The organism is Sorangium sp. So ce295 (assembly GCF_051527405.1).
Classification (GTDB): Bacteria; Myxococcota_A; Polyangia; order Polyangiales; family Polyangiaceae; genus Sorangium; species Sorangium cellulosum_B.
Genome location: NZ_CP150324.1, coordinates 3962789 through 3988025, shown reverse-complemented (window position 1 = coordinate 3988025; position 25237 = coordinate 3962789). Strand labels below are relative to the sequence as shown.

16 protein-coding genes are annotated in these 25237 nt (G+C 70.8%); 7 read left to right on the top strand and 9 right to left on the bottom strand.

All coding sequences use genetic code 11. From position 1 onward, the window contains the following. Positions 1-307 precede the first annotated feature (307 nt). A complete protein-coding gene (locus tag WMF11_RS15215; RefSeq protein ID WP_437977967.1) occupies positions 308-1171 on the top strand; it encodes a PAS domain-containing protein in 864 nt (287 codons plus the stop codon). A 19-nt stretch (positions 1172-1190) separates the two neighbouring features. Here WMF11_RS15215 and WMF11_RS15210 read toward each other — a convergent pair whose 3' ends face one another. Next, a complete protein-coding gene (locus WMF11_RS15210; RefSeq protein ID WP_437977966.1) occupies positions 1191-2690 on the bottom strand; it encodes a M14 family metallopeptidase in 1500 nt (499 codons plus the stop codon). Between the two features lie 517 nt (positions 2691-3207). Between WMF11_RS15210 and WMF11_RS15205 the strand changes: the two genes are divergently transcribed. The 3 genes from WMF11_RS15205 (at position 3208) to WMF11_RS15195 (ending at position 6130) form a co-directional block, all read left to right on the top strand. After that, a complete protein-coding gene (locus WMF11_RS15205; RefSeq protein ID WP_437977965.1) occupies positions 3208-3528 on the top strand; it encodes a hypothetical protein in 321 nt (106 codons plus the stop codon). 309 nt (positions 3529-3837) lie between these two features. Then, positions 3838-5238 carry a hypothetical protein gene (locus tag WMF11_RS15200; RefSeq protein ID WP_437977964.1) on the top strand — a complete coding sequence of 467 codons (1401 nt, stop codon included), beginning with the start codon at positions 3838-3840 and terminating at the stop codon, positions 5236-5238. A gap of 82 nt (positions 5239-5320) precedes the next feature. Beyond that, positions 5321-6130: a class I SAM-dependent methyltransferase gene (locus WMF11_RS15195; protein WP_437977963.1), complete on the top strand. Its 810-nt coding sequence runs from the start codon at positions 5321-5323 to the stop codon at positions 6128-6130. A gap of 114 nt (positions 6131-6244) precedes the next feature. Here WMF11_RS15195 and rnk read toward each other — a convergent pair whose 3' ends face one another. Next, positions 6245-6667, bottom strand: coding sequence for a nucleoside diphosphate kinase regulator (gene rnk, locus WMF11_RS15190; RefSeq protein WP_437977962.1), 423 nt, complete (start codon positions 6665-6667; stop codon positions 6245-6247). Between the two features lie 975 nt (positions 6668-7642). Here rnk and WMF11_RS15185 point away from each other — a divergent pair. Both WMF11_RS15185 and WMF11_RS15180 read left to right on the top strand, forming a co-directional pair. Then, on the top strand, positions 7643-7801 hold the full coding sequence (locus WMF11_RS15185) for a hypothetical protein (RefSeq protein ID WP_437977961.1): 159 nt from the start codon (positions 7643-7645) through the stop codon (positions 7799-7801). A 61-nt stretch (positions 7802-7862) separates the two neighbouring features. Continuing rightward, positions 7863-8105, top strand: a complete 243-nt coding sequence (locus tag WMF11_RS15180) for a hypothetical protein (protein ID WP_437977960.1) — start codon at positions 7863-7865, stop codon at positions 8103-8105. A 28-nt stretch (positions 8106-8133) separates the two neighbouring features. On the opposite strand, the gene WMF11_RS15175 is transcribed toward WMF11_RS15180, so the two are convergent. From WMF11_RS15175 to WMF11_RS15145, 7 genes are all read right to left on the bottom strand, one after another. After that, positions 8134-10671, bottom strand: a complete 2538-nt coding sequence (locus WMF11_RS15175) for an FG-GAP-like repeat-containing protein (RefSeq protein WP_437979310.1) — start codon at positions 10669-10671, stop codon at positions 8134-8136. A gap of 173 nt (positions 10672-10844) precedes the next feature. Beyond that, complete coding sequence (locus tag WMF11_RS15170) at positions 10845-12239, bottom strand: PEGA domain-containing protein (RefSeq protein WP_437977959.1); 1395 nt, start codon at positions 12237-12239, stop codon at positions 10845-10847. Between the two features lie 93 nt (positions 12240-12332). Further along, entirely contained in the window at positions 12333-12821 is a 489-nt protein-coding gene (locus WMF11_RS15165) for a hypothetical protein (RefSeq protein WP_437977958.1), read from the bottom strand. Further along, a complete protein-coding gene (locus WMF11_RS15160) occupies positions 12818-16540 on the bottom strand; it encodes an nSTAND1 domain-containing NTPase (protein WP_437977957.1) in 3723 nt (1240 codons plus the stop codon). Before WMF11_RS15160 ends, WMF11_RS15165 begins: the two co-directional genes overlap by 4 nt. Continuing rightward, the gene (locus tag WMF11_RS15155; protein ID WP_437977956.1) at positions 16537-18534 is read right to left on the bottom strand and encodes a CHAT domain-containing protein; all 1998 of its coding nucleotides are present in this window, start codon (positions 18532-18534) and stop codon (positions 16537-16539) included. The genes WMF11_RS15160 and WMF11_RS15155 overlap by 4 nt, the downstream gene beginning before the upstream one ends. 545 nt (positions 18535-19079) lie before the next feature. Then, positions 19080-22340, bottom strand: coding sequence for a protein kinase domain-containing protein (locus WMF11_RS15150; protein WP_437977955.1), 3261 nt, complete (start codon positions 22338-22340; stop codon positions 19080-19082). A 92-nt stretch (positions 22341-22432) separates the two neighbouring features. After that, the gene (locus WMF11_RS15145; protein WP_437977954.1) at positions 22433-23167 is read right to left on the bottom strand and encodes a hypothetical protein; all 735 of its coding nucleotides are present in this window, start codon (positions 23165-23167) and stop codon (positions 22433-22435) included. A gap of 387 nt (positions 23168-23554) precedes the next feature. Between WMF11_RS15145 and WMF11_RS15140 the strand changes: the two genes are divergently transcribed. Beyond that, positions 23555-25168, top strand: a complete 1614-nt coding sequence (locus WMF11_RS15140) for a sigma 54-interacting transcriptional regulator (RefSeq protein WP_437977953.1) — start codon at positions 23555-23557, stop codon at positions 25166-25168. Positions 25169-25237: the final 69 nt, after the last annotated feature.

The window sequence follows — 25237 nt, the reverse complement described above, 5'->3', positions numbered from 1 at the left end:
CCCTTGCCTCGCGGGGGGCGTGTCGGGGCGGCAGGGGCCGGCCGTGCCGAGGGGCGCGCCATGCGCACAGCTTGCGTCGCGACGCAGGGCGGGGGCAAGCACCGCGCGCTGACGCGGGCCCCGCTGCGCGGCGTGCTCGGCGCTCGCCCCGCGCGGCCCTGGTCCTCTCGCTCAGGCTCCCCGCCGAGGCGGCTCTCCGCAACGCCGCCACCGCGCCGGGCTGCTAGCGTGGGCCGGGGTTGTTATAGACCGCGAGACGCGCAACGCAGCGTGAGCGCGCCCGGGGCAACACAGGGGGAGCTGCGCCATGCAGGGACGGGAGCACGAGGAGCTCATCGCGGAGATCGAGCGGCTGCGCCAGCGAGTGCGCGCGCTCGAGAAGGACATGATTCGTCGCGACGCGAGGGTGGGACGGATCGAAGAATACCTGCGACTCCTGACAAACTACATGCCGGCGGCGGTAGCGTTGTTCGACCGCGACATGCGTTACCTGCTGACGAGCAGGCGCTGGCTCGAAGACTACGGCCTTCCGTCGGGCGAGCTCATCGGCCTCTCGCACTACGAGGTCTTCCCCGAGATCCCGCAGCGATGGAGAGACATCCATCAGCGCTGCCTCGCAGGCGCGAGCGAGCGCCACGAGGAGGACCCGTTCCAGCGGGCCGACGGGCGCATCGAGTGGGTGCGCTGGCAGGTCTTCCCGTGGCACGACGAGCGCGGCGAGATCGGTGGCATCATGATGTTCACCGAGGTCATCACCAGGCAGAAGGAGCTCCAGGAGCGGCTGCGCGTGCAGTCTGCGGCCCTTCGCGAGCTGTCGACGCCGATCATCCCGATCTGCGACGAGGTGCTCGTCCTGCCGCTCATCGGCACGCTGGACGAGCGCCGCTCGCACCAGCTGGCGGAGGCGCTCCTCCACAAGATCTCCAACAAGGGAGCGCAGATATGCATCGTCGACCTCACGGGGGTCTCCGCCTTCGACACGCCGGCAGCGAGCGCGCTCGCGCGGATCGCGCAGGCGGTGCGGCTGCTCGGCGTCGAGGTGGTGTTGACGGGCATCCGGCCCGAGGTCGCTCAGGCGCTGGTCGGCCTGGAGGTGGAGCTCAGCGGCATCGTCACGCGCCGCGACCTCTCGCACGGGATCGCGTTCGCGATGGCGACCAGGAAGCGCTGACCGCCCTGCCCCTCCGGGCTCACCGGACCCGCCACGCCGGGTGCTCGTCCCCGAGGGCGGGCGCCTCCACAAGGCCGTTCTCGACGGCCCCGTCGTCGCTCTCCGGCTCGCACAGGTACACGGCGATCGCGCCGAGCGGCTGCTCGGTGTCGACCTGGAACCAGCCCTCGGGGGCCCGCCGGGCCTCCTCGCGCCACCGCACGGACACCTCGCCGACCCGGGCCGCCTCCAGGATCGCCCGTCCGCCCTCGGCGCCGAGCGACGCCACCCGGGCGACCTCGACGTCGTGGACGCCCCCGGCCGGCTCGACGCGGAGCCCGTGCCGGCGCAGGGCCTCGGCGATCGCCGGCGGCACGAGGTAGGCCCGCGGCCGATCGACCACCGTGGTCCCGACGAACCGCGCGTGGTGCGGGATCCGCAGGGTGACCGGCTCGCCGTCGAACGCCCGCGGGCTGCGCGTCAGGACGTCGATCGGGGTCCCGGTCGGCTCGAGGCGGTACCGGACCGCGACGCGCTCCGGCGGCCGGGCGCTCGCGGCCACGACCTCGCGGACCGCGTCGGCGTGGGCGGCGACCCAGGAGAGGGCCTCGATCTGCCACGCCGAGGCGGTCTGGACGCGCTCCTCGAACGGGAGGTAGCTATAGCACTCGAGCAGCAGGTCGAGCCGCCCCGTGAGCCCGCGGTAGTTCGAGCCGAACCGCGGATGGTGCGGGTAGGTCATCCAGCCGAGGCCGACGGGCGCCGCCGGATCGACCTCGCCGTCCGCGTCGAGCACGCGCTCGTCCTCGACGAAGTTGCCGTACCAGCCGCTCTCGAAGCCGCGCCGCCGGACGGCGGCGATCACGTCGGGGACCAGGCGGTCGCGCACCATCGCGATCGGCTCGGGGCGGCCGGACTCGATGGTGTGCGGCACGTCGACCGTCATGTGGAACCGGTGCACCGACCCGTTGGTCGCGTGGTTGTCGATCGTGAGATCGGGCGCCCAGGGGATGCACACGCGCTGCTGGAGCAGGCGCATCTCGGGCGCGGCCTGGCGGAGGTAGTCGCGGTTCAGGTTGATGCCCTGGCTCTGGGTGCGGGTGCCGACGACGGGACCTGGCTGGCCGGTGAGCTTCCTGAGGTCGAGGCGGCGGTTCCGCGGATCGAGCGCGTCGTTGCCATCCGCGTTGAACAGCGGAACGACGAGGAGCACGAGCGCGTCGAGCCAGTCGGGGTGGCGGCCGTCGAGCAGATCGCGGACGAGCGCGAGGCTGGCCTCCTTGCCCTCCACCTCGCCGGGGTGGATCCCGTCGAGCATCAGCACCACGGGGCGCCCGGCGCGACGGGCCTCGTCCGGGGATCGCACGCCGTCCCTGGACAGCACGAGCAGCGGCAGCTCCCGCCCGCCCGGGCTGGTCCCGAAGGTGTTCACGTACAGGCGCGGGTCGTTGCGGCCTTCGAGCGCGCGGACGAACCGCATGACGTCGGCGTGCAGGGAGGTCTCCCGGAATCCGGTGGCTTCGGCGCGGGTGAGCAGCATGGGCCCGATCTCTACCCCGCCGCGCGCAGGAGGGGGCCGTGATCGGCGACGACGGCGCGACGACGGGACGACGGCGCGCCCCGCCGGAAGAGCCCGCACGTGGGGTCGTGTGGTGGGTGTGGCGGACGAAGCGACGGAGTCCTCGTGCAGGCTGGTCAAATCGACAGGACAGGATGCGACCCGAAACCATGGAAGGCTCGGCAGGCGCGTCAGACACGCATGTCTTCACGTCGCCACGGTGGCCGGCGCGCGCGGTCGGCGCGGTCCCCACGGGGAGTGCGCAACGCGGCTCATGCGGCGACGCGGCAACAAGACGCCCAAAGAACGGATTGTCATTTTGGCAGGATGAGCCATTGTACAGGTGGCGGACGTGTCAGCTTTGGCAGAGCGGCGCAAGAAGCCCCTCGATCCATGCGCAGGTTCCAGCGGATGGCTGCTGGCACGACCCTCGCATTGGCAGGAGATGTCCCACAGACGCTGGCAGCGAGCGGGCGCTGCGAACGAGGCAGGTAGCACCATGTTGAAGATCCTCCGGAAGTTGAATGAAGGGAGCCTCCTCCAGCGCACAATGATGCATATCGCGGTGCTCGTCGCCGGTTCTGCGAGCGTCGTCGCGCTGACCAGCGTGCTGCTCGTGTCGACCGCGAGGACCGTGCTGCCGCGCCACGATGCGACCGAGGCCGACGCCGACAAGGCGGATGAGGAGCAGGGCGCGGACTCGGATGCTGATCCGGGCTCGCCGGAGGCGGCGGCGAGCCCCGCCGGCCCGAGAGGCGCGCCGAAGGCGCTGGCGCAGGCGCGCATGGCGAATCGGCGCGAGAGCGCGGTGGCGCGGTAATCACCGCATCACGGCATCACGGCATCTCCCTCACGCGAACGCGCGGTTGTCGTCGCCTCGCCCCGAGGGCGTGAGCGCTCCCAGCTTCGCAACAGGACATACGAGGGGACGAACCCGGACGGCATGAAGCATGCGCTGTCGACCCGTCACCGGGCGCGCGGCTGGTGCTTGACACGCCCGAGAGCTTTTCGGTTTCCTTCTCCCCTGCGTGCGCCTCGTCATCACCCACCACCGCCCGAAGCGCTGCGAGATCCCTGACCCGCGGATCACGCCGCGCTCGGAGGGACCGGTGGGGGTCACGGCGCGCGCGTGACAGCGGTGCGCTGGACAGGCTGGTTCACGACGGAGCGGCGCGCCGCCGCGGCTCTTGTCGCGCTGGGCGCCGCCTTGCGGGCCGCCCTGTTCGCGGCGCAGCCGGAGCCGAGGGTCTGGTTCGACACCGGGACCTATCTCTTCTGCTCCCTGCCGGGCGCGGCTCCGGCGCTGGACCGGCAGCAGGGTTACTCGTGGTTCCTGCGCGGGCTCCGGGCGATCTCCCCGGATCTCCGGCTCATCCAGGCGACGCAGCTGACCCTCGGCCTGATCACGGCGCTGCTGTTCTACGGGATCGCCCGGCGGCTCGCGCCGCGCCCGGGCTGGGCGCCGCTCGCGGCGCTCGGGCTGTGCCTGTTCTGGCCCACGAACCTCCTGCTCGAGACCCATGTGCTCTCCGAGGCGCTGTTCCTGTTCCTCGTCGCCCTCGCGGGTTATGCCGCTGCCGAAGGAGCCCACCGCGGCTCCCCGTGGCTGCTCGGCGCGGCGGGCCTCGCGGCCGGCGCGAGCGCCTCGGTCAGGGTCGTGGGTCTCGCGGTCTGTGGGCTGCTCGCCGCCCTCACGCTCGCCTGCGCCCTTCGCGTCCCGACCGCCAGCGCCCGCGAACGCGCCCGCCGCCTGCTCGCCCCCTGCGCCTTCGTCGTGGCGGCCAGCCTGATCGTGCTGGCCTACATGAGCCATTACCGGAGTCATCGCGGCGCCTGGGCGATGGAGAGCTGGGCCGGAATCAACCGCTATTGCATGCTCGCTCCCCTCATCCGGCCCGAGCACGCCGCCCCGGACGAGCGCTCCGTCGCGTTCCTCCGGGAGCACGGCGACGGCAACCTGCGCGGCTTCGACTTCGTGATGTGGGACGATGAATCCCCCCTGGCCATCGCCGCCCGCGAGCTCCACCTCCCGCCGCCGGCGCTCGATCGCTGGGCGAGCCGCGTCGCGCTCAGCGCGGCGCTCGACAGGCCTGTCGACGCTGGGAGTATCCTGCTTGACCACCTCCGGGAAGCGACGCTGTCGGTGGGCATCCTGGACCGGCACGTCAAGCTGACCCCGGCGTCCGCTGCGCACCAGGCGGTGAAGCAGATCTACGGCGTCGACGTGTCGACCTGGCACGAGACGCGTTCCTTCACACTCCCCTACCGCCGGCCGCTCACCGTGCTCAAGCCGATCCTCGCGGCGGCCGCGCTCGGGGCGCTCGCGCTCCAGCTGTCGAGACGGCATCGCCGCGGTGTTCAGCTCGCGCTCGCGGGGAGCGCGCTGCTGTTCACGGCGGCGGTGTCGATATCCATCCTGCCAGAGCAGCGGCACGTGCAGCTGGCGGAGAACCTGATGCTGCTCAACATCGCTCTCCTCGCGGGGCAGGTGCTGGCGCGCCAGCGGGCGCAGGAGGGCACAGCGCGATAAGGAACACCCCGACCGCGGAAACGCCGCGCCGGGGCGCCCGCGGCTGGATCCGCTCGGCGCGCCCGTGGTAGCACCGTCGCCGATGACCCAGCCCCCGAGCCCCCTCGCCACCCCTGTCGCGTGGAACATGGTCGCCGACGACTACGCGGCCGATATCGTCCCTCACTTCGAGAAGTATGCCGCAGACGCGCTGCGGCTCGCCGGCGTCGGCCCGGGCGCCCGCGTGCTCGACGTGGCCGCCGGGCCAGGCACCCTGTCGCTCCTCGCCGCCGGGGAGGCGCGCGTGACCGCGATCGATTTCGCGCCCGCGATGGTCGAGCAGCTGCGCGAGCGCGCCGCGCGCGCGGGGCTCGCGGTGGACGCCCGCGTCGGCGACGGCATGGCGCTGCCCTTCGAGGACGGCGCGTTCGATGCGGCCTTCTCGATGTTCGGGCTGATGTTCTTCCCCGACCGCGACCGCGGCTTCCGCGAGCTCCTCCGTGTGTTGCGTCCTGGCGGCCGCGCCGTCGTCGGGAGCTGGGCGCCGATGGACAGGACGCCCATCCTGGCCGAGCTCTTCTCGGGGATCGGCGCCGAGCTGCCCGGGCTGCCCTTCGGCGAGGGCAAGGCCCCGCTCGGAGACCCAGGCGAGTTCCGCGCCGAGATGGAAGCTGCCGGGTTCCGGGACGTCTCGGTGCGCGAGGTGGAGCACTCCCGCGAGTCGCCCTCGACCGAGGAGTTCTGGCGCTCGGTTTGCCGGACGAACGCGCCGCTGGTGCTCCTGCGGGACAAGCTGGGCGAGGAGCGCTGGGAAGCGTTCGGCAAGGCGATCCTCGGCAGGCTGCAGGCGCGGTTCGGCGACGGTCCTCAGCAGCTCTCGATGACCGCCCTCCTGGGCGTGGGCACGCGATAGCGACGCCACGAGCGCCCGGCGGAGGCGGAGGCCCGCGCTGCGATGAGCAGCGTCGGGCCTTTCGCGTTCACGACGCACGATGCGCCGGCGAGGCCGGCCGTTCACGCCGAGGGCTCACAGATCGAAGCGACCCGACGCCTCGGGCTGGTAGGCGATGCGCTCGATCCGGAGCCGCCGGGTGCGGCTCGGCGTGGGCCACTCCACCTCGTCGGCCTCTCGACAGCCGAGCAGCGCGAGCCCCATCGGCGCGAGCACCGAGATGCGGCCGCTCTTCACGTCGGCGATCCCGGGAAACACCACGGTCACGCAGAGCCGCTCCTCCGTGTCGAGATCGACGAGCTCGACCCTGGAGTTCATGGTGGCCACGTTCGGCGGGATGTCCCCTGGCTTCACGACGTCGGCGCGCTCGATCTCGATCTCGAGCGCCTCCAGGTTCGGGGAGTCTCCCCCGGGCCGCGCGCGCAGCGCCTCGAGCAGCCGCGCGAGGCGATCGCGGTCAAATTTGGTGAGGACAATGGGGTTCGTGTGAGGTGCCATGAGCTGGGATCTCCTTGTGTCGTCGGTGCGTCAGTGCGATCCGGGCCTGGCCGAAGGTCCGCGCCGGCGAGCTGGACGGCGTGAGTGCTCGCCCAGGTCGCCCGCTCAGGCGCCCTCGACGCCAGGCCCGCTTCCTTCCGGGAGCGGCCAGCGAAAAACGCCGGAAGGCCGCTCCCCTACGAGCGTACGGGCGACCTCCGGCAGAGGAGCCGGGATCGCAGGGGAATGAGCGCGCTACGCGCGCCGCGGCAAGGCCACGAACGCGACGCGACGGGGTGCAGGCAGGCGCTCATTCCCTGGCATCGTAACACGACGGTGCCCCCCGGCGCCATGACAAGGGGAGGCGCGCCCGGGAAGCGGTCCTCATTTGCCGTTGTCGTCGTCCCCCCGGCCTTGCGTCACCCCCAGGCGGGCTCGGCCATCGACCGGGCTGGTGCCCTGCGAGGTCGATGGCCTCGGCGCCCCAGCCCCAGAATAGCGTTCACGTTGATCGAGCGAGAAATAGACGCCACGACCAAGGAGGCCAAGACAAGATTCTCTTCTTGGCGCTCTTGGGGTCTTGGCGGCTCGAAATTCCGCGCGTTTCATTCAATTTCAACCCGTCTATCGCTCCAGTGGACTGTTCGATAAGCTTGTTCAACATCGTCACACGGCATGCCCTCAACCCGAGCGCGGGGTACACGGCGCGGGGCGCTGGAGCGGTGAGCACCGAGCCCGATCTGTAGCCGGCATCACTCGTAGCGACATGCCGGGGGGCATGCGAAGCAGGGCGCCGGGCAAGATGGACATGGCCCGGTGCCTGCTCGACCAGGCGCCCGCCCATGTCCGACATGCCCGGGGGCGTCGCCTGCGCGCCGTCGCCGGTTCGCCCCCCGTCTCTCACTTACACCCACCCAGCGAAAGCGATTGAGAGCTGCCTTGCGCAGCCTTCGGTCGGCATATGGGTCGTGGTCCTGCTTGGCCGAGGTGATGGACATGTCCATCATCGCGGTCGAGAGCATCGCGAACGGACGGGCCAACGGCTCGCCAGCGACCGCGCTCCGCGCTGCGAAGGCGGCGGGCGTCACCGTCGACCAGCTGCTCGGTGATCTTGCTCCGGTCCATCGCTGCTCCGCGTGCGGGAGGAGCGGGTGAGGCGCCCGCGGAAGGGGCGACGAGCCAGCCGACCGCGCGCTACCCGAAGAAGAAGCCGACGATGGAGGCGATCCTCGCCGAGCGCGGCATCGTCCTGGCGACGCTCGCCGGCATCCCGAAGCGGGACCGCCGCGACGTGGAGGCTGAGGTGTTGCTCAACGCGTGGAACGCCATCCGTCGTGGGCTCCACCGTCCCGACCCGCGGGACAAGCCGCGCGACGCGCTCAGGAAATGGCTCCGCGGCATCGCGTGGCGACTCGCCTCGCACTACATCGTAAGCGCTGCGAGCCCTCGCATCTCGTGAGGTGAGCGACTCGCAAGGCGTGGCGGCGCTACGGGACGCATGCGTTGGGTAGCGCACTCACGCTGTTGCTCCACCGGTTCGCGACGGCGAGGTCAAGCTTGCCGTCGCCGTTCAGGTCCGCGGCCGCCACCGAGAAGGGAAAAGCGCCCGTGGGATAGTCGACATGGTGGGAGAAGGTGCCGTTGCCGTAGTTGAGCAGCACACCCACGCTGCCGCTCGCCGCTACCGCGACGGCGAGGTCGGGCTTACCGTCGCCGTTCAGGTCCGCGGCCGCTACCGACGCGAAGGAGTCGCCCGTTGAGTAGTCGATTCTGGGGGCGAACGTCCCGTCGCCGTTGTTCCGCAGAACGCTCACGCTGCCGGGATTCACGAGCCCCAGGTTCGCGACGGCGAGGTCGAGCTTACCGTCGCCGTTCAGGTCCGCGGCCGCTACCGAGACGGGGTTATAGCCCGTCGGGTAGTCGACCTTGGGGGCGAAGGTGCCGTCGCCGTTGTTCCGCAGCACGCTCACGCTGCCGGGATTCTCGAGCGCCATGTTCGCGACGGCGACATCGGGCTTACCGTCGCCGTTCAGGTCCGCGGCCGCTACCGAGACGGGGTTATCGCCCGTCGGGTAGTCGACCTTAGGGGCGAAGGTTCCGTCGCCGTTGTTCCGCAGCACGCTCACGCTGCCACTACCGGGGTTCCCGCGCGCCCTGTTCGCGATGGCAAGGTCGGGCTTACCGTCGCCGTTCAGGTCCGCGGCCGCTACCGAGACGGGGTTATCGCCCGTCGGGTAGTCGACCTTAGGGGCGAAGGTTCCGTCGCCGTTGTTCCGCAGCACGCTCACCCTGTCGATGTTCACAACGGCGAGGTCGGGTTTGCCGTCGCCGTTCAGGTCCGCGACCGCCACCGAGACGGGGCCATCGCTAGCGTTGTCCATTGGGTAGTCGACCTTGGGGGCGAAGGTTCCGTCGCCGTTGTTCCGCAGCACGCTCACACTGTCGCTCTCCATGTTCGTAACCGCGATGTCGGGCTTGCCGTCGCCGTTCAAATCCGCGGCTGCTACCGAGCTGGGGCTGTCGCCCGTCGGGTAGTCGAACTTGGGGGCGAACGTGCCGTCGCCGTTATTGCGCAGCACCTGCACTCTGTCGCTGTTGGTGTTCGCGAGCGCGAGGTCGGGCTTGCCGTCGCCGTTCAGGTCCGCGGCCGCTACCGAGTTGGGCCAAGCGCCCGTTAGATAGTCGACTATGTCAGCGAAGGTGCCGTCGCCATTGTTAAACAGCACGCTCACGCTGTCGCTGTTGGTGTTCGCGAGCGCGAGGTCGGGTTTGCCGTCGCCGTTCAGGTCCGCGGCCGCTACCGAGTTGTGGCCCCCACTGGCCTTGTCCACCGGGTAGTCGACTTTGTCGACAAAGGTGCCGTCGCCATTGTTAAGCAGCACACTCACGCCGCCGGGATCATCGAGCGCCAGGTGCGCGACGGCGAGGTCGGGCTTGCCGTCGCCGTTCAGGTCTGCGACCGCTACCGAGACGGGGTTATCGCCCGTTGGATAGTCGACTATGTCGGCGAAGGTGCCGTCGCCATTGTTGAGCAGTACGCTCACGCTGTCGCTGGACACGTTCGCGACAGCGAGGTCGGGCTTGCCGTCGCCGTTCAGGTCCGCGGCCGCTACCGAGTTGACCAAACGGTCCATTGGGTAGTCGACCTTGGGGGCGAACGTGCCGTCGCCCTTGTTAAACAGCACGCTCACGCTGTCGCTGTTGTAGTTCGCTACGGCAAGGTCGGGCCTGCCATCGCCGTTCAAATCCGCGGCAGCCACCGAGACGGGGTTATCGCCCGTCGGGTAGTCTACCTTGGGGGCGAACGTGCCGTCGCCGTTGTTCCGCAACACGCTCAAGCTGTCGCTCTCCGTGTTCGCAACGGCTAGGTCGGGCTTGCCGTCGCCGTTCAAGTCTGCGACCGCCACGGACTCGGGCATATCACCCGTCGGGTAGTCTACCTTGGGGGCGAAGGTGCCGTCGCCGTCGTTGCGCAGCACACTCACGCTGCCGCTGCCGGCATCGCCGAGCGCCCGATTCGCGACGACGAGGTCAGGCTCGCCGTCGCCGTTCAAATCTGCGGTTACTACCGAAGCGGGAGAGGGACCCGTAGGAAAGAGCAGCACGCCAGCAAACCCCGGCTTTTCACAGATGCACGACCCATTGCCGCAGCTCTCTCCCACCCCACAGACCACCGGGTCGCTGGCCCTGCATGCAGCAGTGTTTGGATCGCAACCGACACACGGGTCGCAGGCATGACCGCTACTCTGCCAGCTCCCGTTCGCGTCGCAGTACTGGGGGATATTTCCTGAGCACTGCAGGTCCCCCGGCGAACAGGTCTGCACGCAGTCGCCGCCTGAGCAATGATACCCGAGATTCGAATCGCACGACTCACGCGTGCTTCGCCACTCCCCGTTCTCGTCGCACTCCTGGGGCGTGGGTCCCAGGCACCGCTTACCCCCTCGAGGGCAACGACCCGTACATGCACCGGCAACGCAGGCCTGACCAACGCACGGGTCCTCTGACACGTTCTGCCATCGTCCCATGGCGCAGATCTGGGGCCAATCGCCGTCGCACTGCCTGGCTCCTTCATGACACACGGCCGACTTGAAATCGCCGACCCCCAGCACATCGTTGCAGGCCCACAGGACGAGGCTGACGAGGGCCGCCCCCACGATCCAGGCGCCGCCCGGGCTCCCGCCCCTTCTCGGCTGGCCCATCAGAACCTTCCTTTCAGCTCGAAGCCCCCGAGCCCCACACCCGCGCTCACGGTCACGCCGGCGCCCTTTTCATCGCTTTCTGGCCTCGTGAGCAGCAACACGGTCGTTCCCGCCGCGGCCCCTAGCCCCGCCACCACCAGGCCGACAGTGGCCGCCGTTCCCAGGGCCGCCGCGGCGCGCTGGTTCTCTGCTTCCGTGGAAGGGCATTGCTTGTCCGGACAACGAGCATCGAGCCCATTGACCTTGCCGAGCGCCAGACCCCCGGCCACGGCAAACACCCCGAGCCCCGCCGCCCCCACGCCGTAGGCCAACCCCACCCCGATCTTCCTGTTCCTCGCGGCGCGCTCCCCGGCCAGACGGTCCGCCAGCGACATGGACAGCTCGCGCTGCTTGCGCCGCTCGAGCTGCACCGTTCGCGTCGCCGAGACGAACCCGTCCGCGCTCACCTCGATCACATGCTCCCCCAGCGGCAGCCGCCCTTCCCACGGCGCTTTGCCGACCACCCGCGCATCGATGCTCACGGTCGCCCCCTCCGGCGTCGACTCGACCCGCAGCGACGCATCTTGCTCCTCCGCGCCCAGCACCACCCGGGTCTCCTCGTACAACCTCACCGACGCCACCTCGACGCCCGAGGCCACCTTCGCCCCTTCCTCCGCCGCCGCGCCGGGCGCCTCGCACGCGGCGAGCGCCTCCGCCCCCATGAACCCGTGCAACCGCACCTTGTGCTGGCCGACGTCCACCAGGCCTTGCCAGGGCGTCACCCCGACATCCTTGCCGTCCAGCTCCACGCGAAGCACCCAGTTGTGCTTCTCGTTTATCACCAGCAGCCCCCTCCTCGACGGTGCCACGAGCTCCGCCACCCTCTCCTCTCCGGCCCTGACCTCCACCGTGGTCCTGAGCGGCGCGAACCCCTCTTTCTCGACGCGGACGGCCCGGCTCCCCGCGCTCACCCGCAACGATTTTTCGAGGGGGAGCTTACCGCGCAGCCGATCGTCGACGAACAGCAACGCTCCGGCTGGCGCGTCTCCCGTCACCGCCAGCGTCCCCAACAGGCCCGATAGCTCCGCCATCTCGGCTGCTACTGTCGCCTCGATCTTGGCAGGCAGCCGGGGGAACTCGCGGCGCATCTCCTCGTACTGGTCCAGCGCGTCGTCGTACTGGCCGAGCTGCTTGAGGCACGAGGCGATATAGCCCATGGTGTTCCGGTTCTTCTTGAGCCAGAGCGACCTGCGAAACGCCTCCAGCGCCTCGCGATACTCCTGCTTGTCGAAGTGGGCGACGCCCATCTGGAATTGGGCCCGAGCCTCGACGTCATCGACGTAGACCTCCGCCTGCAGACCATTGCTCGGCGGCGCAGGCGGCGCCGCCCGCGCACCGAAGTCGATCAGCCCCACCGCAAGGACCCAGCCAACCAGTGTTCTCGAATGAATTGGACGCACGAGCTCCGCCCTCCTCCCGGTTATCCTGCCGTCATGACACCCGTGACATCATTCGTCGTCGAAGCCGCCGAAGCGCGCCGGTCTCTTCGGCTTCGCCACCGGTTTCGCCGGCGGAACCTCGTTGAAGTCCACGAGCGGCGGGGAGGGCTGGCTCTCGTGGATCGTCACATCCTTCTCCAGCGCCGCCTTCGCCCCCTTCCACACGCGCACGCGGCGCACCTCGCCGACCTTGCCGGTAAGGTCGATCGCCCCGTCCCGGCGATACGCCGGCTGGCCGTCGACCTCCACCAGGGCGTCGCCCGGCACCACGAGGAGGGGCACCCGTCGCTCGTCCGGCCCGAGCACGGCCATGCCGGGGCGAGCCGCTGCCCTGGGCGCAGCGCCCTTCGGCGCGCTCGAGGCCGACGGTTCACCGCCGCCGCCAGTACCCGACGGCTGCAATCCACAGGCGACTAGGCACATCGACGCCGCCGTCACGAACGCTTTCGCGACGAACGACCGTCCGCAATGAGCTCGCCCCCTGGTCAGCGTGCTCATGGTCCCTGCCCCTCCCCGAAGAACGGCGTCCTCGAATGCTCCCGCTCGCACGCCGCGTGGCGCTCCGACGCCCTGTCCGGCGGCTCGCCGAGATGGAGCACCCGCAAGCTCGCGGGAAGGCAATCCGCGTTGCTCGAGAGGAGGCCCCGCCGGAGCTCCGCGGCGTCGATGGTGAAGGTGCGGGTGGTGTTGCTGGCCGCGACGGTGAAGAGCCGCTTCCCGCCGTCGATGAAGGCCATGGAGATGATGGCCGCCTGCGTGTCGAGCAGGACAGGCTCGCTCGTTCCGGGGCGGTCCCACCCGTCGCGGCTCCACAGGAGGACCCCACCGTGCCGCAGCGAGAAGGCGATCCAGCCACCGTCGGGGCTCCAGACGGACTCCAGGACGGCGACGCCGCGATCGAAGGACGCAACGACCGCGCCGCTCGTCGCGTCCCAGACCTGGACGGTGCCATCCTCGGATCCGGTGACGAGGTGCGCCCCGTCAGGGCTCCACGACGCGCTGTACACGGCGCCTCCGTGCCCTTTGAGCACCATGGGGTCCTGCGCTCCCGAGGCCAGCCAGACGCGCGCCGTGTGGTCCATGGATGTGGTGACGATGCGTTGTCCATCAGGGCTCCACGCAGCCGCTGTGAGACCGTCGGTGTGCCCGGACAGCACCCGAGCATCCCCCGTGCCGTCCACCGAGACGACACGCGCGGTCCGGTCGTCCGATACGGTGACAAGGCGCGTTCCATCCGGGCTCCACGCGGCGGCGCGCACGGCGGCCGCGTGGCCCTGGATCGACACGGCATCTCCCGTACCGTCCACGCGGACGACGCGGGTCGTCCCGTCGAAGCACGCCGCGGCGACGCGCGCGCCGTCGGGGCTCAAGGCCGCGCCCGCGATCCATGCGCTCTGCTGCGCGAGCACGACGCTCACGCCGGCGCCGTCCGCGCGCCAGACACGCACCGCGCGGTCGTCGTAAGCAGAGGCGACGAGCTCGGCGCCGAGGCCGATGGACGCGGCGTGGTAGACCTCGCGACGCTCGCGCGGCAACGACTCGAGCAGCGCGGGGCGCCAGATCCGGACCGTGCTGTCTCGCGAAGGCGCCCCGGACTGCGGCGCCGCGGCCGTGAGCACGCGCGTTCCATCCGGGCTCCACGCCGCCGTCAACACCGGGGCGTCGTGCGCGGCCAAAACGACATCCTTGCCTCCCTCCGACGGCCAGAGACGCGCGCTCTGATCGAGCGAGGCCGTGGCGACGTACCTGCCGTCCGGCCGGAACGCCACGAAGGTGACGGCGCGGCTGTGCCCCGCGAGGACGACCGGCTGTCCGGTGCCGTCGGCGCTCCAGACCCGGGCTGTCTTGTCGGCCGACGCGGTGGCGACGCGCGCGCCATCGGCGCTCCACGCAGCGAAGAGGACGCCGCCCTGGTGGCCCTCGAGGACAACCGGTTTCCCCTTCCCCGAGGCGCTGAAAATCTGCGCGTTGCCGTCGCTCCACGCGGTCAGGACGCGCGTGCCATCGGGGCTCGGCGCGGCAAAGAGGATCTTGGCATCCGGCCCTTTCAAGATCACCGGCTGCCCGGTGCCGCCGACCGGCCAGACACGCGCTGTTCCGTCCGCCGACGCGGTGAGCACACGCGCTCCATCATCGAAGAAAGCAGCGACGGTCAGCGCCCCCGTGTGGCCTCTCAGCTCGACCCTGCCCGCACCGCCGGCAACGGTATAGACGCGGGCAATGTTGTCGGCCGAGGTGGTCACGACGCGGGCTCCGTCGGGGCTCCACGCGGCGAGGCGAACTGGCTCGTCCCCCGCGTCGAGCACGGCGATCTGGTCGCCGTTTTCGCCCCACAGGCGCGCTGTCCCGTCCGCCGAGGCGGTGAGCGCGCGCTTGTCGTCCGGGCTGAAGGCAACCGCCTTGATCTGCCCCTCGTGCCCGGCGAGCACGACGGGATCGCCCGTCCCGTCCGCACGCCAGAGCCTCGCCGTCCTGTCGTCGGACGCGGACAGGACCCGCTGGCCGTCATGGCTCCACACGGCCGCGCGGAGCGGCTGCTCGTGGCCACGGAGCGTGACGAAGAGCGCATTCTGGCCGAGCGCGTCGCTCGCCAGCGCGAGCCAGCCGCGTGCGGCCTCGGGCCGCTGCATCTCTGGCAGCAGCTTGATGCCCCACGCGATCTGGCCGCTGTTCTTGAGCTCGCGAAAGCCCGCGAGCAGGCGTGCGTCGGAGGCCTCGATCTCCTTGTCCTTGGCGATCTCCTCCGCCGCCCGGGCCTCCTTCGCCGCGGTCTGGGCGGCCTCCCGCTGGCGGAAGGCATAGAGGCCCAGCGCCATGGCGCCCGCCGCCACCACGACCGCCGCGAGGGCCAGGATCGCGAAGAAACGCCGCTGCTGCCGCGCCCTCGCGAGCCGCTCGGCCGCCTCGCTGCGCTCTCGCGCGAGCTCCCTCTCCTGCTCTTCCTCGCGGCGGCGCAGCGCTTCCTCGCGGCGGCGCTGATCCTCCTCGAGCTCGCGCTGCTGCCGCGCCTCGGAGACCCTGCGCGCCAGCCAGTCGTGGCCTATCTCGAAATAGCGGCTGCCCTGGTGCTCCTCGGCGTGGAGGATCGCGGCGCCCTCGAGCGCCTTGAGGATCGGCCCGAGTTCCTCGGCTGGCAAGAGCCGGAGGAGCTCCTTCTCGGTGCGCAGTGTGCGGCTACCGTCCGCCGTGATGAGGTGATCTTCCAGGAGGCGCCGCGCCGCCGCGTTGAGCGCGCCGAGTTCGTCGAGCGTCGCTTCCAGGTAACGGCGCAGGACCGGCTCGGCCTCGACGGCCTCCTGCTCCGCCGCGCCTCCGCCCTGCGACCGCTGCTGGAACAGCGCCCGGCAAACGATCTGCGCATATGCAGCCTGCGCCTCGGCTTCGTCCGACTCGGCCTGGCCGGGCATGCGCACCTGGAGCATGAGCGCACGCACCGGCGCGAGCTCCCAGGTCTGCGGCGGCTGTCCGCCGGCCGCGGCCTTGCAAACCGCCTCGGAGAGCTCGGCCACGGTGAGCGGGCCGACCCGGAAGCCGTGGCTCAACAGCCGGCGGTGCTCGCGCAGCCGATCGCGGAAGCGACCCAGGTAATCCTCGCGGAGCAAGATCACCACGCGCAGACCGCGGAGCGGCGTGTCCACGAGGCGATTCAATGCAGCGAAGAACGCCTCTACCTCGGTCGTGCTCCGGCTCGGGTAAAGGAGCTGCTCGACCTGATCGAGGTACAGGAGCGTGATCCGGGGCGACTTGCGCGCGGCGCGCTGCGCCGCCGCCAGCAAGGCCTCTTCGGCCGACAGCTCGACCGGCCGCGCGCCGAACGAAAGCGCGGAGTAGATAGCGGCCGCGAGCCACTGCGTGGGCTCCTTGTCCTCGGGCCAGGCGTCGACCCGCACGACCCGGAGCCGCTGCGTGTCGACGAGCGCAGGGATCACCGACGCCTGCATGAGCGACGACTTGCCCGCTCCGGAGGGCCCGTAGACGGTCACGCAGCGGTTGGCGAGGACGCTCGCCTCGAGGCGGTACGAGAGCTCTCCGCGGCCGTGGAACCGATCCCGATCGGCCGCGCGGTACGGCTGCGGGCCGGGAAATGGGTTCGGCGGGGCGACGACGTTCGCGGGCTCCGCCACCTCCTCGGCCGAGATCCGGCCGCCGGAAGGAGGGGATAGGCTGCTGCGCCCTCCGTCCGCCTCCTCGCCTTCCGGCGGCGTGCTCGCGCTCATGGCACCTCGGCAAGGGTGAACGCCTCGAGCTGCGTTACGAGCTCCGGGTCCTCGACGACGGAAGCGATGCGCCCGCCGCCCGGCAGCCCGCAGCCGGCCTCCCAGATCTCGGGCTCGCTGGCGTCGGCGTCCGGCGTCAAGATGGCCAGGCTGTCGCTCGGCGCCTGCCGCTGATCGTAGAGCCAGCGCAGCAGCATGCGATGTCGAAAGTCGAGCGCCGAGAGCCCGACGAAGAGGCCTGATTGAACGCGAGGCCGCGAGAGCAGCTCCTCCATCCACACCGGAGGATCGAGCCCGAGGGCCCCCAGGAAGCCATGGATATGATCGTCCTCGGTGAGCACGGGGTGGGAGAAGATGGGGCGGGCCCCGGCCGAATATCCCCCATAAAGACGGAGGATCACGACGTCGCTGTCCAGGTCGAACCGCCTCGGAAGGACGGGCTCGATCTTCCACGCGGTGGCCCCGGCGGCGCGCTTCACCACGAGCGGCTTGCCGCTCGCGCCCAGCTGCGACGGCTGGATGGCGAATACGTTCCGCTGCGGGTGCGCCTCGGCAATGGCGCGCTCCATGTGCGGCCGCCAGAGGAGCGTGATGTGGACGCCAGGCGCGACGAGGCGCGCGAGCGCCCGGGCGAGCGGTGGGACCGGCTCCTCGAGAGAGGCCATGAGCGCTTGCTGGAAGAGCACGTGCAAGCTCTCCTGTCCGAACCTGAGCGCGCACCGCTGTGTGAGCGCGCTCAGCGAGAGGGCCGCGGTCGCGGTGTCGCCGCCCGCCTCCATGAACGAAAGGAGCTCGGCCTTCAGCGCGGCGCGGTCCTCCTCGAAGTCGCCGAGCACCATCGTGAACGGCCTCTCGAGCAGGCTTTGCAGCGCCGGCGAGAGGCCCCTTGAGCTCCGCCGCGCTCGCTGCTGGGAGACGCGCCGTTCGGCGAAGTCGAAGATGGCCGAGCCTGTGCCTCGCAAGAAGAGGATGGGAGAGAACGCCTCGGCGCTCTGCACGAGCAGCGTCCTGCGCGCCGCCGCCACGCTCGCGCCGATGTCGCCGAGGCCTCGCTCCGCGCTCGTGAGGGACCGGTAGATCTCGGACGAGCAGAGGCGCGCCACGTCCGCCTTCACCGGCCAGAGGTGGGCCACCACCGCGTCCGCGCCGGCGCTCGACAGGATCTCGGCGGCGCTGCCGAACGCGCCTGCCTTCGCGCCCTCGCAGGCTTCGAGGATCACGAGGCGCAGCTCCTCACAGAAGCTCGCGGAGAGCTCGCGCCCCAGCGCCTCTGCCGTGATCCACGCCTCCTCGCCGTCCTCGTCGTCGGCCACGCGCAGGACGGGCTTCCCCGAAAGATCCACCCCGCCGTGACCGAGCCAGTGCAGCACGTGAGGGGTCTTACCCCGCCGCAGCCTGTCGAAGAGGATTTGAGCGCTGATGTCCGGGCCGGCGATCGGGTCCAGCCACTCCACCTCACCCGCCTCGATCGATGGCGAGAGGGCCTCTTTCAGCACCACGAGGCTCCGCTCGTCGCTCCCCGGCGCGATCGCCAGCACGCGGACGGCGCCCAGGACGTCGCGCGGCTCCCAGGGGTCCGGCGAGGTCACCCCGCGCGCCAGGAGGACCTTCGCGTCCGTCCCAAGGAACCCCTCCGTCGTACCAGGACGGCAAAGCGCCTCCCAGGGGATCCCGAGGAGCACGCGGTCGCGCAGGAACAATCGCACGAGGAGCGGGCTGTCTTTCGATGCCTCCCGAAGCCTCACCAGCACGTCCCGGAGATCGTCCTTGAGCAGCTCGCCGTAGAGCGCCTGGGCCTCCTTCACGACGGCGGGATCGAGCGCCCTGCCGCCCCGGACCGCCCTCCCGACCTTGCTGGCGAAGCTTTGCAGCGCTTCGATGCCCAGCTCGGAAGAGAGCGTGTGCGCCGGGGGGCGCTCTCCGCGGCTCCCGCGCGCGCCCACGCGCACGCCCTGCCCACCGGAGTCCACCTCGATCTCGATCCACATAGGCATACTCAAATGCTGACGTGCAGCATGGTCGAGGCGCCTCGCCTACTGTGCCAATCGGGAGAAAGACAATGAGCATGCGGATTCGCAACGACAACGCGAGGTCATGACGGCACACTCGCGCTCCAAGCAATCGATATTGTTCGGTGCAGCTTTATCTCGCGCGGTGTGCATCCCGTTGGCGGTTTCCCGCCGCGGGCTGCGCGTCACGGATGAGCCCCCTTATCCCGAGCTCAAGCAGACACTATGCCAAGCACCAGAAGCCCAGGTTCCGTCTCGTGCCCCCGTGGGAACCGAACGGGCCTTCCAGGAACGCAGGGGCGTGCGAGCTGCACCCATTGCGGAGCTCCCCAAGTCCGAGCTCGAGCGGCGTGGCGTCGAGGCTCAGCGCGTCAGCAGCTCATCCGCGCCCGACGGCGCGCTCCGGAGCGCCCCGGACGCGTCAACTGGTCCGGACGCGTCAACTGGTCCGGACGCGTCAACTGGTCCCGGACGCGTCAACTGGTCCCGACGCGTCAACTGGTCCCGACGCGTCAACTGGTCCGGACGCGTCAACTCGACGCCTGAGGCGAACTCTCGGCCACCGCCGTCGTTGAAGTCGGCTCGCCGCCCCCCAGCGCCCCTTCGAGCGCTTCCTCCACCGACAGCACCTCGATCCGTCGACCCCAGTGCTCCCGCGGTATCCCGTGCACGAGCTCCTGCACCGCGTCCCTCCAGGAGTCCCTCGCCTCCGGGAACGCCCGCCCGAGCAGCCCGAGCGCCTGCACCCCGATCCCGGGAATGCGGCATTGCACCGCCAGCGCAGCGAGCGACCGCACCTCTCCCCCCTGCGCGCCCGCTCCGCACGCCAGCGCCACAGACCGCGCCAGCAGCGCCCCCCAGGGCCGCGCCATCTGCCGCCACAACCACGCCGCCCTGTTTGCGAGCGCCGCTGCGAGCTCCAGCGCCCCGGCCCGGTAGGCCACGGCCGCCTCGTTCAGCCGCACCAGCGCCTCCAGCTCCTGCACGCCCACCCGCTGCACCGCCTCGACCAGCTCCAGATCCGGCTCGTTCGCCTCCCCCATGCGGTAGCGCGCGGCGCGGAGCAGCCACTCTGCGCGCCCTTCCCAGTACGCGTGCCGGGCCCGCGCGGCGAGCTCTCGTCCGACGGCCGCGCGCTCGGCCGCCTCCTGGTGACGGAACGCTTCCAAGAGCGCCGAGGCGCCGTTCACGGTCGCCGCGATCCGCGCGGTCAGCCGCGGCTCCTCCTCCGCCGCGACCGCGTGCAGCGCCGCCGCTTCCTCGAACCGTCCCTGGCTATAACGCAGCAGCGCCTGCCCCTCGATGAAGCAGAGCTGCGCCATCGGCTCTCCGGATCGCTCCGCCCACTCCCTCACCGACGCAAGGACCTCTCCCAGCAGCGACGGCGACGACTTCGCTGCAGCGACCACAACGCGCACCCGCTGGCGCCGCCGCTCCAGCTCGGCATCAGCGAACGGCGGAATCCCGTCCGTCAGCTCCAGGGCGCGCATCCCGTTCGCGCCCGGCGCCGCGAGCCCGGCGCGCACCAGGGCCTCCAGGTGCTGCACCTTCGGCGTGCGGCGCACCGCGCGCGACAGCTCGTACAGCACACGATCCAGCGCGTAAGGCGTGCCCTCCGCAAACGCCACCTTCACCCACTCCGCGAGGAGCGTGTCCTCGTATCCGGCCTCCACGTGGTCTTGCTGCCGCACGACGCGCAGCCCCTCCGCGAGCGCCGTCACCGCAGCGGCCAGATCCCCCTCGCGCCCGCGCCGCTGCGCGACCTCGATCGCCTCGGCCCACGCCTCATGCACGTCCTCGGCGGCGAGCCAGTGGAACAGGCGCCCCTCCTGGCCCGGACGCAGCGTCCGAGCGATAGCCCGGTGCGCCGCCAGGCGGCGGCTCGACGGCCACGGGATGTCCACCTGTCCGCGCGGCACCATGCGTCCACCTGGCAGCCGCCGCGCCGCGCCGTTCGCCTCGAGCGCCTCACATTCCGCCTCGATCTTCCACAGCGGCTGCTCCATCACCTGCGCGAGCTGCGGCAGCTCCAGGTGATGTCCACCGACCGCCAACCATCGCAGGAGCTCCTCCTGGTGCGACTCGCGCTCTCTCTCCACCGGGAAGGACCGCGCGCGCATCGCGCCGAGCATGCCGGCGCTCAATCGCACCAGCCCGTCGCGGTCGATCCGTAGCTGTGCGCTGTCCCAGCGGGCCAGCCCGAGGCGCACCCACAACGTCACCTCGGCTTCGATCCACAAGGGCAGCCCTTCGGTCCGCTCCCAGAGCGCGCGCGCCGCGTCCTCGCGCAGGTGCAGCAGCCGGTCGGGCCCCGCGAACAGCGGGCGCAGCGCCGCTTCGTCGAGCGGGAGCAGCCACGCGACGTCCGCCACCCCCTCCCGCGCATCGGAGGGCGCAGCCAGGAGCGCCCGCACGATCGTGCCTTGTCCGAAACGGACCCGATCCAGCACCGCAGCCGACCACGGATCGAGCCCCTCTGCGTCGTCCGCGACCACGACCACGCCCCGCGCGAGGACGGACCGCAGCTCCGCCTCGACCCAGGCCGTCATGTCAGCGAGCCCGAGCCCCGCACCTTGCTGCGGCACCCCGACCACCGCTTGCACGCTGGCCAGCGGCGTGCGGGCAGCGCGCGTCCACGCCACCTCCCGCCCCTCGCGCGCGAGCGCCTCGGCCGCGTCGCCCAGGCAGCGCGAGCGCCCGGAGCCCGGCGAGCCCACCACATCCACCGAGCGCCCCGCCCGCGCGGCCGCGAGCACCTCGCCGAGCGCGCATCCATCTCCGAGGAGCGGCAACGTCGGTCCGGCCCGCGCTACGGCCGGTTGCCCTCGGAGGGCCGCCAGCACCTCGGTCGCCGTTCGGAACCGCTGCTCCTTGTCCCGCGCGAGCAGCCGATCGACGATCCTCGCCACGTCCGCGGGCAGGTCGGCGACGAGCTCGTGCACGGGGGGCACGGGCTCCAGGAGCCGCGCCCGCAGCATCTGCTGGAGATCCTCCCGGTCGTGAGGGATGTGCCCCGTGAGCGCATCGTGGAGCATCACCCCGATCGCATAGAGGTCCGTCCGTGGATCCACCGCGTTGCCCAGGATCTGCTCCGGGGCGAGGTAGAGCGGCGTGCCGAGGATCTCTCCTGCTTCGGTCAACCGATCCGACGGATCGCGCCAGAGCGAGACGCCGAAATCGAGCACCGTGGGGCGCCCCTCCCGGCTCACCAGGATGTTGTCAGGCTTGAGATCCCGGTGAACGATGCCCGCCGCGTGCACCCGCGCGAGCACCTCGAGCAGCGCCATCGTCGGGTCGACAAGCGCGGCCCAGCTGCAGCGGCGCCGTTCCCCGCCCCGGCGCACGACGCTCCCCGGAAACGGCTCGCCCTCGACACGCTCCATCACCAGGAACGGCCTGCCGCCCTCCATGCCGTCGTCGAGGAGCCGCACCACGCCGGGCACGCGGAGCATCCGGAGCGTCGTGATCTCCCGATGGATCCGGGAGAGAAGCTGGCCCCCAGCATGGCGCATCCACTTGAACGCCACCTGCCCGCCGAGAACGAGATCGTCGGCCGCCCAGACCTCGCCGTGCGCGCCGGCGCCCAGGCGCTCGACCAGGCGGTAGCGGCCCGCGATCACGGCGCCCATCTGGCTCGCCTCGCCGGGAGGCGCTGCCAGCGACGACGTTGCCGCCGCGGCGCTGGCGCGCGTGCCGCCTGCTCCTGGCAGGAGCTCGCGCGCTGCGCCGGCTGCGTTGGGGTCGTGATCGCGCTCGGTCGTCGGGAGGAGCGTGTCATCCCTCGGCGCCATGCGCCCAATCTAGCGCCAGCACCCGGGCGGCGTCTTCCGCAAACGGGTCGACCGCGGCACGCGCGCAGGCCGCCGAACCTCGGCAAGCGGCGCTATCGCGCGGCCGGGGCCCGCTCTCCGCGGTAGTTGATGCACCCCGTGATCACGAAGGTGCTACCAGGGCCCCATCCCCGGTTTGCCACATCGATGAACTCCTGGAGCGACTTCGCTTCCTGCGGTCCTGTCTTGACCGCGACCGCCGCGCTCTTGCCGGCCGGCTCGTACGCCGCGGGCAACATCCAGTACTCTGTGCTCGCCGGATCGAGCAGTCCATTCACCACATAGGCGAGGCCTCGTGCTTCGAGCGCCATCGCTGCGTTCAACTTCACTCCCGCCGCTTCGAACGGCTCGTTCCGCGCCAATACGAGCCCGACGGCTCTCTGCTGCAGCACCTGGAAAAGCCTCCCTCCCGTGGGATCCAGCTGGAAGTCGCAAATTCCCACGTCGGGATACGTGGGCGCAGGCAACCGCGAGGCCGGCGGGATCTTCGTCCATGCCTTCTGCCTGGATGCGTCGTCGTAGCGGTAAACGTCGGCCTGGGCCCACACATAGAACGACCCGGGCCGCCACAGCTCGGCCACGTTCGCCTGCCAATCCGAGAGCGACCATTGGGCCATGTGCTCAGGCGGCGGCTCGATGTCGAGCGTATTGTGCGGGTGCTCGAACAGGAGCCAGCGCTGCAGCTGGCCACGCTGCGTCTCCACGCTGAACGCGTAACCAATCACCTTCCTGCTCTTCGGGTTGACGACCTGAACAGCCCCAGGTTGGAGCAGCCCCATGATGCTCATGAACTCTTCCTCCTCATGCTCTCGGCGCAGACGAGCGCCCGCGCCGCGAGCCGCGCAGGCGCCATGGGCGCGGGTTCGCGACGCCAGGTTCAGCCGCGCTGGTGCACCCGGCCGGACCGTCGCTCCGCCACGCCGTCACTCCGTCGCTCCATCCTTGCAGGGCGTGTGCCAGCGACGTCGGTGGAGTGCCGTTCGAGGAGGGCGGAACGCCGGTCGCGGCAGGGTGTCCCCGAATCGTTATCGCGTGGTTCCCTGGTTCTTGCGGCCGCTGCGCGCCATGCTCAACATGCCGTGCCAATGGAGCCTGGAAGCCGAGCACTGCTCGAAAGGTCGACGCTCATTGGCCGGCACACCACCGGCGGCGCGCGAGGCAGCGCCGCAAGGCGGATGCTGACGATCCTGTACCACCCCTGCCTGGATCGCATCGGAGATCGAGCGCTGCTCCCCGACCTCGATGCGGGCGGGGCAGCGCCGCTGTCGCGGGTGGAGCCTGGCTTCGCGCCGCCTGGTCGATCGGGGGACGAGCCGCTCGCCGACGAGTACCTGAGCCGCAAACCCTTGCGCTTGCTGCCAGCCGCCGACGGCGGAGTACGGATCGAGCTGGGCGACAGCAGCACGGTCGTCGTGGTCCACGGCAAGCGCGTGCAGTCCGCCGCCCACTTCTCCGCCGCTCAGCTCAGGCGGGGTGTCGTCCTCGAGCTCGGTCATCGCGTGGTTCTCCTGCTCCATGCTTCGGCTTCCTGTCAGGACCTCATCACAGGCACCAGCGTGCCAGGCGAGGAGCGCGAGCTGATCGGCAACAGCGACGGTTTGCGACGGCTCCTCTGGGAGGTGCGGAGTGTCGCGGACATCGAGCTGCCCGTCCTGATCCGTGGAGAGACCGGCAGCGGCAAGGAGCTCGTCGCACACGCCATCCACCAGGCGGGGCCACGGCGCGGGCGTCCGTTCGTGGCGATCAACTTCAGCGCCATCGCGCCGACGCTGGCGAGCGCCGAGCTGTTCGGCACCGAGAGGGCGTCCTTCAGCGGTGCTGTGCAACGGAAGGGCTACTTCGAGCAGGCGCACGGCGGCACCCTGTTCCTCGACGAGATCGGAGACGCCCCGCTCGATCTCCAGATCGCCCTGCTGCGTGTCCTCGAGACCGGCGAAGTGCAGCGCACGGGCGCGCAGGTCCGCAAGGTCGACGCCAGGGTGATCGCGGCCACGGACGCGGACCTCGAGGCGAAGGTGGCCAGCGGGATGTTTCGCGCCCCTCTGCTGAACCGCCTCTCCGCGTATGAGCTCAGCGTCCCGCCGCTGCGCGAGCGCCGGGACGATATCGGCCGGCTCCTGCTCCGCTTCTTCCGCGAGGAGCTCGATCGGGTCGGTGAGATGCACCGGCTCGCTCCCCCCGCGCCGGAGGACAAACCGTGGCTCCCGGCCTCGCTCGTGGCCCGGCTCGCCGAGTACGATTGGCCGGGCAACATCCGCCAGCTCCGGAACGTCGTACGGCAGCTCGTCATCGGGAGCCGCGGCAGGGACCGCCTCGAGGTCACCCCCGCGGTGGAGCGCCTCCTGACCGCGCCCTCGAGCGCGGGCGCCGAGCTGCCCGAGGACGATTCGTCGGCACGGCACGCGGCCCGTTCACCCATGAGGCCGGAGCCATCCGCGCCCGCGCCTCCGCCGCGCCAGATCGCATCCGCTCCGGCTGCCGCGACCGCCGCGACGTCCCATCCGACCCGGCGCCCGACGGCCGACATCACCGAAGACGAGCTGGCCGACGCGCTCCGCGCGAGCCGGTGGAACCGCGCCGAGGCGGCGAAGCGGCTCGGCATCACCCGCCCCTCGATCTACGTGCTCATCGAACGCTATCCGCGGTTCCGCGCGGCGCAGGATCTGACGCTCGAAGAACTCACGCGCTGCCACCGGGAGTGTGAAGGCGATCTCGGGCGCATGGTCGAGCGACTCCAGGTATCGGAGGAGGCGCTGGCGCGTCGGGTACGCGATCTCGGTCTCGGTTAGGGCGCGGTGTTGGCCCGCCGGGATGCGGACATTCCCCGTCGAGAATGGGGCAGGCACGCCTCGGCTCGC